Origin of the sequence: Corynebacterium sp. HMSC065D07 (assembly GCF_001810695.1) — a bacterium.
GTDB lineage: Bacteria > Actinomycetota > Actinomycetes > Mycobacteriales > Mycobacteriaceae > Corynebacterium > Corynebacterium hesseae.
The window spans coordinates 189477-202420 of the sequence record NZ_KV802471.1 but is presented as its reverse complement, the minus strand read 5'-3'; the positions used below and the strand labels follow the sequence as shown (position 1 = coordinate 202420).

General features: G+C 63.2%; 10 protein-coding genes. 7 read left to right on the top strand and 3 right to left on the bottom strand.

Annotated elements, in window-relative coordinates; all coding sequences use genetic code 11:
* The first annotated feature begins 200 nt into the window (after positions 1–200).
* The 5 genes from HMPREF2760_RS10020 to HMPREF2760_RS10000 all read left to right on the top strand — a co-directional run bounded on the left by HMPREF2760_RS10020 (position 201) and on the right by HMPREF2760_RS10000 (position 5538).
* Entirely contained in the window at positions 201–566 is a 366-nt protein-coding gene (locus HMPREF2760_RS10020; RefSeq protein WP_070597183.1) for a hypothetical protein, read from the top strand.
* A gap of 223 nt (positions 567–789) precedes the next feature.
* Complete coding sequence (locus HMPREF2760_RS10015; RefSeq protein ID WP_070565109.1) at positions 790–1551, top strand: LamB/YcsF family protein; 762 nt, start codon at positions 790–792, stop codon at positions 1549–1551.
* Complete coding sequence (locus HMPREF2760_RS10010; RefSeq protein ID WP_070597182.1) at positions 1551–3098, top strand: 5-oxoprolinase subunit B/C family protein; 1548 nt, start codon at positions 1551–1553, stop codon at positions 3096–3098. The genes HMPREF2760_RS10015 and HMPREF2760_RS10010 overlap by 1 nt, the downstream gene beginning before the upstream one ends.
* Positions 3099–3122: 24 nt before the next feature.
* Positions 3123–4916 carry an acetyl/propionyl/methylcrotonyl-CoA carboxylase subunit alpha gene (locus tag HMPREF2760_RS10005; protein ID WP_070597180.1) on the top strand — a complete coding sequence of 598 codons (1794 nt, stop codon included), beginning with the start codon at positions 3123–3125 and terminating at the stop codon, positions 4914–4916.
* 22 nt (positions 4917–4938) lie between these two features.
* Complete coding sequence (locus HMPREF2760_RS10000) at positions 4939–5538, top strand: GntR family transcriptional regulator (protein WP_070523521.1); 600 nt, start codon at positions 4939–4941, stop codon at positions 5536–5538.
* A 254-nt stretch (positions 5539–5792) separates the two neighbouring features.
* Here HMPREF2760_RS10000 and HMPREF2760_RS09995 read toward each other — a convergent pair whose 3' ends face one another.
* Complete coding sequence (locus HMPREF2760_RS09995) at positions 5793–6572, bottom strand: putative hydro-lyase (RefSeq protein ID WP_210386356.1); 780 nt, start codon at positions 6570–6572, stop codon at positions 5793–5795.
* Positions 6563–7726, bottom strand: a complete 1164-nt coding sequence (locus HMPREF2760_RS09990) for an NRAMP family divalent metal transporter (RefSeq protein WP_180952061.1) — start codon at positions 7724–7726, stop codon at positions 6563–6565. Before HMPREF2760_RS09990 ends, HMPREF2760_RS09995 begins: the two co-directional genes overlap by 10 nt.
* Positions 7727–8050: 324 nt before the next feature.
* On the opposite strand from HMPREF2760_RS09990, the gene HMPREF2760_RS09985 reads away from it, so the two are divergent.
* A complete protein-coding gene (locus HMPREF2760_RS09985; RefSeq protein WP_070597175.1) occupies positions 8051–9211 on the top strand; it encodes an acetyl-CoA C-acyltransferase in 1161 nt (386 codons plus the stop codon).
* Positions 9212–11437, top strand: coding sequence for a 3-hydroxyacyl-CoA dehydrogenase/enoyl-CoA hydratase family protein (locus HMPREF2760_RS13170; protein ID WP_070597173.1), 2226 nt, complete (start codon positions 9212–9214; stop codon positions 11435–11437). It begins immediately after the preceding gene.
* A gap of 311 nt (positions 11438–11748) precedes the next feature.
* On the opposite strand, the gene HMPREF2760_RS12615 is transcribed toward HMPREF2760_RS13170, so the two are convergent.
* A complete protein-coding gene (locus HMPREF2760_RS12615) occupies positions 11749–12660 on the bottom strand; it encodes a DUF559 domain-containing protein (RefSeq protein WP_083304511.1) in 912 nt (303 codons plus the stop codon).
* Positions 12661–12944 lie beyond the last annotated feature (284 nt).

The window sequence follows — 12944 nt, the reverse complement described above, 5'->3', positions numbered from 1 at the left end:
GGCCGGCACCACCCGACGAGCCAGCGCACCCTGACACAACCATGAAAATTTGCGTGGAGTAGCTTAAAAATTGGAAATAGTTTGACCTACCTCACTAATTTTCGGTTAGTATGTGGGAAGTCGACATCAGTTAACGGTGACAACATCGTCTGATACGGCGTTGACCAAACTTTCCCGATCTAACCCCAGGAGTAAGAAACATGAAGCGCATTTCCCGCAACCTCACCGCCGCAGCCCTGGCCGGCGCCCTCGCACTCGCAGGCGTCACCGCCGCCAACGCTGAAGACACCACCGGCCAGAGCACCAACGCCACCTCCAGCACCGGCACCGAAGGCGATAACGGCAGCAGCAACCAGGGCGGCGACGCCGGCAGCAGCGACGAAGGCAAGGGCGACCAGAGCAGCGAGGATCAGAGCTCTTCTGACGACATCAAGGGCAAGCTCTCCTCCGAGGACGGCAAGCCTTCCGGGCTGGGCATCGCCATCATCGTCCTCGGCGTCGTAGGCGCACTGGCCGCAGCTGCACCGGCCGCAGCACAGGCACTGGGAGTCAACCTCCCGTTCTAATCTGAATCCTGCACCATCGAGCTTCAAACGCGAAGCTCTTAGCAGCGCCGGCCCACCAGCGCGAGGCAGCCGCACCCCCATCGCCGTCGTGATGGGGGTGTTTTCACGTCCCACCTATCCACAGATACGGGACACACTTCACAAACCTACGTGATGCGGGCTACACTAGGCACCCATAGATTGTTCAACAATTTGGGAACTACAGAAGAGGTGTCCTCCTAATATGAGCGCGCTGCACATAGACCTCAACGCTGACCTCGGCGAAACCACCGCCGGCAACCCCGTTGCCGATGACGCCGCGATGCTCCAGCTCGTCTCCTCCGCCAACGTCGCCACCGGCTTCCACGCCGGCGACCCGCACTCCATCGCGGGCACCCTCAAGGCGGCCGCAGAAGCAGGCGTCACCGTCGGCGCACACGTGGGCTATAACGACCCGGCAGCCTTCGGGCGCCGCTTCATCGATTACGCACCTGCCGAGCTTGCCGACGAAGTCACTTACCAAATCGGTGCCCTCCAAGCCCTGGCCCAGGCCAACGGAACCCGCGTGGCCTATGTCAAGCCGCACGGCGCGATGTACAACACCATCGTCCACCACGAGGCCCAGGCCCACGCCGTCATCGACGGCATCAAAGCCTTCGGCGATCTACCCGTCATGCTGCTGCCAGGCGGCGTTGCTGTCGACATCGCGGAGAAGAAGGGGCTCACCGTCATCCGCGAGGCCTTCGCCGACCGCAACTACAACCCCGATGGCACGCTCGTCTCGCGGCGAGAGGCGAATGCGGTGATGGGTGATGAGGGGGACGTCGTCAAGCGCGTGCTCGAGGTCGCCGAAACCGGATCCATCACGGCCATCGATGGCTCCGTGCTCAACGTGGATGCCCAGTCGGTGTGCACGCACGGTGATTCGCCCGGCGCGGTGCAACTGCTGCGCGGTGTGGTCGCCGAGCTGCAGGAGCGCGGAATCGAGATTCGGAGCGCCATCTGATGCAGATTCACCCCGTAGGAACGCGCGCGCTGCTCGTGGAACTGGAGGACTTATCCCAGGTCATGGCGTGGCACGCGGCCCTCGACGCCAATCCGCTCAAGGACCAAGTCGACGCCATTGCTGCAGCCACCACCTTGTTGCTGACCTTCGCCACCCCGAACTCCGCGGCCGCAGCCGCCGAGAAGCTGCAGGACTTCCACCCCACCGCGCAGGCGGGCGAGGATCCGCGCTTTGTGGAGATCGACGTTCTCTATGACGGCGAGGACCTCGACGAGGCCGCCGAGTTGATGGGTATGTCGCGCGAAGGCCTCATTGACTGGCACACGTCCACCGAGTGGCTCGCTGCCTTTGGCGGCTTCGCGCCCGGCTTTACCTATTGCACCCCGGCTGACCCGGCGCAGAACTTCAACATCGAGCGCCGCGCCACCCCGCGCACCGCAGTGCCGGCGGGTGCCGTCGGAATCGCCGGCGGTTTCTCCGCTATCTACCCGCGCGTCTCCCCCGGCGGCTGGCAGCTGCTGGGCACCACCTCGACCCCGATGTGGGAATCCGATGCCCACCCACCAGCGCTGGTGCAGCCCGGTGACCGCGTGCGCTACCGCGCGGTGAGCTCGCTGCCGGATGTTGTGTCGACCACGCCTTTTGGCCGCCGCACCCCGGCGCGCCTGCCGCGCATGGAGGTCCTCGATGCCGGGCTGCTCACACTCTTCCAAGACCAGGGGCGCCCTGGCCGCGGCAACTTGGGTGTCACGCCCTCGGGTGCGGCGGACCTGGCGGCGGCTGCCACGGCCAACGTCGCGGTGGGCAACCCCCGCGGGGCCACCGTGCTGGAGAACATCGGCGGCATCCGCCTGCGCGCGCTGACCGACGCCGTCATGTGCGTCACCGGCGCCCAATCCCGCGTCCTGCTCGACGATATGCCGGTACACCTCGCACGCCCGGTGCTCGTCACCGCTGGTTCGACGGTGACCGTGGATCCCGCGACGGTGGGCCTGCGCAACTACATCGCCATCCGCGGCGGCATCGTGGCGGATGCAGAGCTGGGCTCTGCCTCGACGGACGTGCTCTCTGGGCTAGGGCCGCAGCCGGTGCGGCTTGGCGACGTCATCGGCGTCCTCCCCCGCTCCACCGCAATGACCGATGCCCAGCTGAGCAACCCGATGCGCGTTCGCGAAGGCGCGCACGGACAGACCGAGGGCGTGCTGCGCTGCGTGCTCGGCCCGCGCGATGACTGGTTCACGCCAGAGAGCCTGGAGGCCTTCCTGGCCACCGAGTGGACTGTGACCGCGCAGTCCAACCGCGTGGGCGTGCGCCTGCTGGGCCCGGAGGGCTCCGTGGAACTGAGCCGTGCCCGCGAGGGCGAGCTGCCCTCGGAGGGCATGGTCGCCGGCTCCGTCCAGGTTCCGCCGAGTGGTGAGCCGGTGATTTTCCTCCGCGATCACGCCGTGACCGGTGGTTACCCGGTCATCGCCACGGTCCTCGAAGAAGATATTGATATTGCCGCGCAGCTCCCGCCGGGGGCAACAGTCCGCTTTGAACTCGCTTAAACACTGATTAAGGAACAACCACACATGATTTCTGCAGTCCTTATTGCTAACCGCGGCGAGATCGCCGTCCGTATCGCCCGCACCGCGCGCGACATGGGCATCCGCTCCATCGCCATTTACTCCGAGGCCGATGCCGGCGCCCTGCACACCCAGGTGGCTGATGAAGCCTACGCCCTGCCCGGCAACTCCGCGGCGGATACCTATATGAACGTCCCCGCGCTCCTCGATATCGCCGTGCGCGCCGGCGCGGATGCGATCCACCCCGGCTACGGCTTCCTCTCGGAGAACGCCGACTTTGCCCGTGCCGTGGCCGAGGCCGGCCTGACATGGATTGGCCCGTCGCCGGAGTCCATCGAGCTGCTCGGTGACAAGATTGCCGCACGCCGTGTGGCCGAGGAGGTTGGCGCCCCGCTGGCACCGGGTACCTCCGATCCCATCGATGACTGGCAGGAAGCCCGCGCCTTCGCCGAGGAGCACGGCCTGCCCATCGCCATCAAGGCCGCTTATGGCGGCGGCGGACGCGGCCTGAAGGTGGTGGAAAACCTCGAAGACATCGAGGCTGCCTTCAACTCCGCCGGCCGCGAAGCCAAGGAGGCCTTCGGCCGCGCGGAGTGCTACGTGGAGAAGTTCCTGACCCACCCGCGCCACGTAGAGGCGCAGATTCTGGCTGATACGCACGGCAACGTCGCCGTGCTGGGCACCCGCGATTGCTCTACGCAGCGCCGCTTCCAGAAGCTCATCGAGGAGGCCCCAGCGCCTGCGCTTTCCGACGAGCAGCGCACCGGCATCCACGAGGGTGCCCGCGCCATCTGCGCGAAGGTGGGCTACACCGGTGCCGGCACGGTGGAGTACATCGTCTCCGAGGATGGCACGATTTCCTTCCTCGAGGTCAACACCCGCGTGCAGGTGGAGCACCCCGTGACTGAAATGGTCACGGGCGTGGACATCATTGCGGAGCAATTCCGCATCGCCTCCGGGGAACCCCTCTCCTTCGCGTCCGATTCCGCTTCCCCGTCTGATTCCTCTTCCTCGTCTGAAGCGCAAGCTTCAGACCCCGTGTCCGACGGCCACGCCTTCGAGTTCCGCATCAATGCCGAGGATATCCTCAACGGCTTCGCGCCGTGCCCGGGCACCATCGTGCGCTTCGAGCCGCCGACAGGCCCTGGCATCCGCGTGGACTCCGGCGTGCGCTCCGGTTCCATCGTGCCGCCTTATTACGACTCGCTCGTGGCCAAGCTCTTGGTCTGGGGTCCGACCCGCGAGATCGCACTGAAGCGTGCACAGCAGGCCCTCCAGGAATTCGACATCGAAGGTGTTCGCACCGTGCTGCCCTTCCACCGCGATATGGTCTCCTCCCAGGTCCTCGTGGATCACGGCGACGCCGATGCCGCAGCCGGTATCTACACCGACTGGCTCGACCACAACTACCGCCCCTCCGCGGAAGCCACGAGCGCTACCGTCCCTGTCGAGGCCATCTACGCGCAGCGCACCCGCGTTGCGCTGGAGATCGACGGCAAGCTTGTCAGCGTGGGCTTCCCCACCGATATGCTGTCGCAGGGGCAGGTGAAGGGGGCGTCGGCAAGCGCGGCCTCCGGTGCCAGCGCCAGCGGCAACGAGGTGACCTGTCCTTATGAGGCCAACCTCGTGGCGTGGAACGTGGCGGACGGCGAAACGGTCGAGGAAGGCCAGGCCATCGCCACGATTGAGGCCATGAAGATGGAATCCGCGGTCAAGGCTCCGTCCGCGGGCACGCTGAGCCGTGTTGCGAAGGAAGGCTCGAGGTTGGAACCGGGCGCGGTAATCGCCACGATTTCCTAAGCGGCGGGCTACTGTAAGTCGCATGCTTGCTGATTCCGTCGCGTCCGCGCTCCGCGCCGCCATCTCCGAGGGCGAGTACATGCCCGGACACCAGCTCAGCGAGGTCCGCGCGGCCGAGCGCTTCGAATGCTCCCGCAACACGCTGCGGGAGTCCTTCGCCATGCTCGCCTCCGAGCGCATCGTGGAGCGCATCCCGCACAGGGGTGTGTTCATCGCCACCCCTGACGGCGATTTCGTGCGCGATCTCTACTTGGCGCGCGCAGCCATCGAGCCGGCCGCGGCGCGCTATGCCACCTTCGAGGACCCAGGCGAGCTGGTGCGGCTGACCGAATCCGCAGTGCTTAACGACGCTCCCCGCCCCCTCATCAACCAGCGCTTCCACAAGCAGCTGGTCGCCGGTTTGGGCTCGCCGACGCTGGACCGCTCCATGTCGCACCTGCTGGCGCGCATGCGCTTGACCTTCTTGTTGACGCTGGAGCGCTACCCGCAGATTCACGATAACCACGTGCAAGCCAACATCGACTTGGCTCACCTCATTGCGCAAGGCGAGCGCGAGGCGGCCGCCGATGCCTGCCGCGCGGACTTGATGCGCGCGATGGAATCGATTCTCCGGGTCCTTTAGCTTCCTTTAGTTTCCGAGTCCCCCACTATGGCCTTCGCTCCTGTTAGCCGGTTCCACCCGCGCAAAACTAACCGGCACCACATGGTTCGAGTGAGATGGTTCGGGTCAAAAGGTTCGTTTACCCCCAAGTGAACCATCTATGCACTCAAAGAAGGTTTGTTTGCCCCCAAACAAACCTTCTGACCAGAACCATCTGAGTAGAACCATGTATCGGCGCACTGAGGGCTTGGGGTGGTAGCACCACCGCACAGAAATTAAGGGATGAGGAAGTCGCGATCCGGGATGTCGGTGACGAGCATCTTGCCCGGGGCATGCGTAATGGCCAGGCTGGGACGCGAGTTCATCACGATGGCCTGCGGGGTCACGCCGCACGCCCAGAAGACCGGGATGGTGCCCTCAGGGATGTCGACGGCTTCGCCGAAATCGGGCTGCGACAAGTCCTCGATGCCGATGGCAGCAGGGTCGCCCACGTGAACCGGGGCACCATGGACGCCCGGGTAGCGGGAGGTGATGCGGACGGCATCGGCAACCTGGCTCGCGGGGATGGGGCGCATGGAGACAACCATCGGCCCAGAGAAGACTCCAGCCGGCGCGCAGGGAATCGAGGTGCGATACATCGGCACGTTGCGGCCCTGATCAATGTGGGCGATGGAAATGCCGTTCTCCACGAGCGCATTCTCAAAGGTGAAGGAACAACCGATGAGGAAGGAGACGATGTCGGCGGAGTAGAAGGGGGAAGCGTCGTCAAGCGTCTGCGTAAGCTGGCCGTCCTCATAGATGTTGTAGGCCGGGATGTCCGTGCGGATGTCTCCGCCCGGGATGAGCTCGGAGGTGAACTGCCCGGCCTCCAGCACACCGACGATGGGGCACGGCTTGGGGTTGCGCTGTGCAAAGAGGAGGAAGTCGAAGGCGTACTCGCGCGGCAGCGCGATGAGGTTAGCCTGCATGAAGCCGCGGGCGTGGCCGGCGGTGGTGGTCATGTCGTGCGCGCGGGCGAAGGCGCGCACCTCCGCAGGAGTCTGCATTATGCCCATAGTTCAACGATTCCGGAAAGGGACTTGATGCCGATGAAGATTTCCAGCACGAGCGCTAGGACGCCGGCGATGAGCAGCCACATCGGCTGCTTAACACCGTGGGTGAGGTCATGACGCTTGAAGGCCACCCACATGATCATGGCGAAAGCGATGGGCAGGATGATGCCATTGAAGGCGCCGGCGAAGATGAGCAGCTTCTGCGGTGCGGAGTTGAGGATAGCGAAGAGGATGGCACAGACAACGATGAAACCGACGGTGAGGAAGTTACGGGTCCGCGGGCTGACCTTCTGGGTGGTCACGAAGGTGATGGAGGTGTAGGACGCGCCGATAACGGAGGACAGGCCGGCCGCGAAAAGGACGACGCCGAAGGCGCGAAGGCCGAACTCACCGGCGGCTTGGCGGAAGGCATCGGCGGCCGTGTTGTCCTCGGAGAGCGCAACGCCCGTGGCGACGACGCCCAGGACCGCGAGGAAGAGCAGCACGCGCATGATGCCGGTGACGATGATGCCGAGCACGGAGGTCTTCGTAATCGCGCCGACGTTCTCCGGGCCGGACAGGCCCGAGTCGATGAGGCGATGTGCGCCGGCAAACGTAATGTAGCCGCCCACCGTGCCACCGATGAGGGTGGTGATGACGAAGAAGTCAATGCTTTCCGGCATGACGGTATTCTTCAGGGCCTCACCCACCGGCGGCTGGGAGACAATCGCCACGTAAAGCATGAGCAGAATCATGATGGCGCCCAGCGCGGCGACGATGCGGTCAAGCGCGACGCCCGCCCGCTTGGACAGGAAGATGAAGATGGCGATGGCCGAGGCGATGAGGCCACCGATGCGTGCATCGATGCCGATCATGGCGTTTAGGCCCAGGCCCGAGCCGGCGATGTTGCCGATGTTGAAAACAACGCCGCCGATGAAAACTAGGACAGCGAGGAACCAACCCAGGCCCGGCAGCACAGTGTTACCCAGCTCGTTGGCGCGCATGCCGGAGACAGCGAGGATGCGCCAGACGTTGAGCTGGATGGCGATGTCCACAATGATCGACAGCGCAATAGCGAAGGCGAAAGCCGCGCCCATCTGCACGGTGAAGACGGAGGTTTGGGTCAAGAAGCCCGGGCCGATGGCAGAGGTGGCCATGAGGAACATGGCACCGGCCATGGCGCCGATGCCCTTGGGGGCTTGCGCTTCTTTCGGCGCGTCCTGTGTAGTTCCCTGGGCTGCTTCCTGGGAAGCTGCGGAGGAATTGGTTGATTCCAAGCTCATTGTTGGGCACCTTTCGTGACGAAGGTCGCATTTAACGATGGTGAAAGCATAAGGGTTGTTGAACAATCTGTAAACAACGCGGGGGTGGCGCACGTTACACCCACGCCATAACTACAGCCCCTCACACACCCTCCAGTGAAGCTCCGTTGCGCGCGGCGAAAAAGTGACCTAGGATACCGAGTTAACTAATGGTGATTCGTTAAATCTACGGAGGAACTCATGCCCCAAGACATTTACATCGCAGGCGCCGCACGCCTGCCCATCGGAAAATTCGGCGGTAGCCTGGCCCGTCTTTCCCTTACCGAACTCGGTTCGCTTGCCGCCGAAGCGGCTATTGAGCGTTCGGGCCTTACCGGAGCAGACCTCGATACCGCCGTGGCCTCCAACGTCATGCCCGTCGTGCCGAAGGACCTCTACCTCTCACGCGCCATTGCCAAGAACGTCGGCATGCCAGACTCCTCCACTGCGATGGGCGTCAACCGCCTGTGCGGCTCCGGAGTCCAGGCCGTCATCAGCGCGGCCCAGCTCCTGCAAACTGGCGACGGCTCCCTGGCACTCGCCGTCGGCGCGGAATCCATGAGCAACGCGCCCTACTCCGTCGAAGGCGCACGCTTTGGCAAGCGCATGGGCGACGGCAAGCTTTATGACTGGCTTACCGGCGCGCTCTCCTGCCCCTTCGGCACCGGCCACATGGGCGTGACCGCAGAAAACGTCGCCGCCGATAACAACATCTCCCGCGAGCGCCAGGACGAGTTCGCCGCCGAGTCCCAGGAGCGGGCCGCCCAGGCCCGCGCGGAGGGCGTCCACGCGGAAGAAATCGTCCCCGTCGGCGAGCTGGACTTTGATGAGGCGGTGCGAGAGACGGACGTCGAGAAGCTGGCGAAGCTCAAGCCGGTCTTTGTTAAGGACGGAACCGTCACTGCCGGCAACGCCTCCGGCATCAACGATGGCGCGGCGGCCGCTGTGCTCGCCACCGCGGAGGAAGTGACCAAGCGTGGCCTGAACCCGCTGGCGAAGATTGTGTCCTGGTCCATCGCGGGCGTGGACCCGACGCGTATGGGCATCGGCCCTATCGCTGCCGTCCCGAAGGCGCTGGAGAAGGCCGGGCTGAAACTGGAGGACATCGACCTCATCGAATCCAACGAGGCCTTCGCTGCCCAGGCCATCGCCGTGCAGGACCAGCTGGGCTTCGACCCGGCGAAGACGAACGTCTACGGCGGCGCCGTTGCACACGGCCACCCGGTTGGCGCCACGGGCGTCATCCTGCTCACCAAGCTGGCTTATGCGCTGCGCCGCCAGGGCAAGCGCTATGGCCTGGTCACCATGTGCATCGGCGGCGGTCAGGGAATCGCCATGATTATTGAGAATGGAGCGAAGTAAATGAGCATCACCAAGGTAGCCGTCATCGGCGCAGGTTCTATGGGTTCGGGCATCGCCGCGCTGTGTGCGTCGGCGGGCATGGACGTCGTGCTGCTGGACCAGAATGCGGAGGGCGCCCAAAAGGGCGTCGAGATCCAGCTCAAGCGCAAGGGCTTCCACCTGCCGGAGTTCGCCGAGCGCGTGCGCGCCAGCGATGACTACGCCCTGCTGGAGGACCGCGAGTGGGTCATCGAGGCCATCTTCGAGGACTTGGGCGCCAAGCACTCTCTCTACCAAGCCATCGAGCCTCATTTGCCCGCGGACGCTCTGTTGAGCTCGAATACCTCAACCCTGCCGCTAGCCTCTCTTCTTGAGGGCGTTCCGGAGGCCCGCCGCGATAAGTTCGCCATCACGCACTTCTTCAACCCGCCGAAGATCATGCGCCTTGTGGAGCTCATCGCCTCCGGCCCCACGGAGGCGGCACTGCGCACAACCATCGAGCAAACCCTGGGCAAGATTGCGCTCGAATGCCGCGACACCCCGGGCTTTATTGCCAACCGCGTGGGCTGCTACTGGATGGCCGCCGGCGTGGCCCGCGCCCGCGAGTTCGATGTGAGCTACGAGCTTGCGGACGCCGCCTTTGGCCGCGCCTTCGGCATTCCCCGTACCGGCATTTTCGGGCTGCTCGATTACATCGGCCTCCAGCTTGTCAAGCCGATCTGGAAGTCCCTGGAGACAGCCCTGCCGGCGGGCGATCCGCTTCTTGATGTTCCCCTCGGCGATGATCCCTTCATCGAAGGCCTCGTGTCTCGAGGGCTGACCGGCCGCACCGGTGACGGCGGCTTCTACCGCGGCCGAAACGAGGTCATTTCTGAGTCCTACGAGTACGTACCCCGCTCGACGTTGTCGGATCCCGTCGTGGGGCTCAAGGACCCCCGCGAGGTCATGGACACCGACTCCCCCGGCGGCCGCTTCGCCCACGCGGTCTTCCTCGACACGCTGGCCTATTGCTGCGAGGTCGCCCCTGACATCGCTGACCATGTGGGGCTCATCGACGAGGGCTTGACCTTGGGCTTCGGCTGGAAGAAGGGCATCTTCGCGCTTGCCGACGCCATCGGAATCGACCACGTCGCCTCCGTTTACGGCCCAGACGTTCCGGCATTGGTCTCCGCTGCTGCTCAAGCGGGCGGCTTTTATGGCGAGGGCTCGGTGCTCTCCTCTACCGGTTCGCGCCAGGAGCTCGCACCACGCGAGGGCGTCGTGACCTTGGCTTCTCTTGAGAAGGAGACCATCGTGTCTCTGGACGCGGGCGCGGTCCACGCGGTGTCCACGTCTGCTGGGCGCATTGGCATCATCGACCTGCACACGCCGATGAACTCGCTGCCGACCCCGGCTCTCGAAGTTATTCGTGCTGCTCTCGACGCTGTATCCTCCTCCAACCTTGTCGCGCTGGTTATCAGCAACGACAAGCCGGTCTTCTGCGCGGGTGCGGACCTGGCTTCTATTGCGGCTGCGGGCGAATCGGGTTCTGCTTCGCGCGTCGAATCTTTGATTGCGGATGGCTCGAAGACCCTGCGTGCACTCAAGTTCGCTCCGGTCCCCGTGGTGGCAGCTGTGCGTGGCGTGGCCTTGGGCGGTGGCTTTGAAACTGCGCTGGCCTGCGACCGCATTGTTGCTCATGCCGATACGCGCCTCGGCTTCCCGGAGCGCACCGTGGGCTTGTACCCCGGCTGGACGGGAACCATCTCTTCGCTGGAGCGCCTCAAGGCGGCCGGTGTCGAAGACTATCACCAGAAGGCCTTCGACTTCATCGCCTCGGCCCGCAACTTCTCCTCGGCTTTCGAAGCGCAAAAGGCTGGCTTTCTCTCCTCCGATGACGTCGTACTCATGTCCTTCGACCACGTCCTCGCCCGCGCTTTGTGCGAAGCTGCCGATCTGGCTGCCTCCTACACCCCGCCCGCCGATGAGCAGATTGAGATGTACTCCGGCTCCCCCGCCTTGGACCGTGACTGGCCCATCGACGGCACCACCGAGAACGACCACGTTATCGTGGCCAAGCTCGCCGAGATGTACACCGCTCCTAGCTCCACCTCCGCTGCTCCCGACTCCAATACAGCCCCGGTTTCGCTGAGCTTCACCGAGTTCTGCGAGCGCGAAGTGGAGTTCGACGTGCCGCTGGTCTTACTCCCGGCCAACGTGGAGCGCGCCAAGCACATGGCAGCCACCCGCAAGCCCCTCAACAACTAGCCTCGGCCGCTTCCATTTCCCAACCCCGCTCCTATCTTCGGAGCGGGGCTTCTCCTTGTTCGTTGCGACCTAGACCGGCAATTGACAGGCAGGTTTGAGCTGGTCACTTGCAAGTTTGAGCTGGGCATTCTCTTTACAGCTTCTAGCCTTGCGCATGGTTCCACTCAAAAGGCATTAGTCACATGGTTTACTTGCCCCCAAGTAAACCATCTAGGCGTTTACAAACGGTTCGTTTGCCCAAACAAACCTTCTCACTAATGCCTTCTGAATGAAACCATCTGGCGGCGCCTTCGCGCTGGCAAGGAGGCTCGCTAGGCTGAACGAGGTTGCACGGTGTTTAACGCACCGCGCACCTCGTTAAGAACCCGTTCTCGGTTCTGGAGAAGATCCCGTGGTGAGTAACGCAACACGATGTATCCGAGATTCTGAAGGTATTTCTCTCTTTGCCGCTCAGCCCGTATCACCGCTTCGGTAGATTTTCCGTAGGTCGCTCCGTCGTACTTCACAGCGCCGTCTATTTCCATGATGATTTTGCCGTTGATAAGCAAGTCCGGCCGATACCCACCCTGAAGCTCTGGCTGAACCACGAGTTTCTTTCCCAGGCCTTCCACAATCAACATGCCGCGAGCAAAGGACTCATAGGGAGATTCGGCGAGGGTGGTGGCATGCGAAACTACTCTCCTAGCTTGAGCTGCACCTTTTACACGGCCCATTGCCGTGATCATTGACCGTAGTTCGTCAACGCTAACGAGTCGTTTGCGCAAAGCGGAGTCGACAGCCATCAACCCTTCCTCAAACGTCGCAAGCCGTGCGACGTCGATGCAGGTGCGCGCAACCGACGTGCACCGAAGCCCGAAGCGCTCCATAATGTCTGAGGTTGGCAGCCACATTTTTCGGTACATCACCTTACTATCCCATTGCCGTCGCGGCGGAACTGTTTTGGATTGCCGTGCTAGAACAACCTGTGCGTCCCGAGACGACAGCGTCCACAAGCCCAACAGTTTGGCCGCAGATCTTTCCACGAGAACTGACCGATGCGCGCTACGTCCGAAGGCAACGATGTCAAAGAGATGGCGTTGATAGTAAGGAAGAGTTGAATAGTACTCGCTGTTTATAGCGTAACGCGAGGTGAGGCGAATAAGTTCACCTGAAGCAATCTGTTTCCACACGGGGTGGTTGTTCGAAAGGGGTCGTAGGTAAATGAGGTGTGAATCGTCAATCATGCTTCCATCATCGTGGCTTCCAGCCCTCAAAAGCTACGGCCGATTCCCCGCCTGTGGATAACTTCAACTCATCCATCGAATTGGCTGATCCTTCAACAAAGTAATCCACAAGGTTCCACTCACAAGGCTTCACTCAGAAGTCTCTAGTCAAAAGGCTCGTTTGCACCCAAGTAAACCTTCTAACAGCACAAAGAAGGTTCGTTTGCCCCCAAACAAACCTTCTCGCTAATGCCTTATGAGCAGAACCATCTGCGACCGCTCACGGCGGTTCCAGCAGTAGCCTC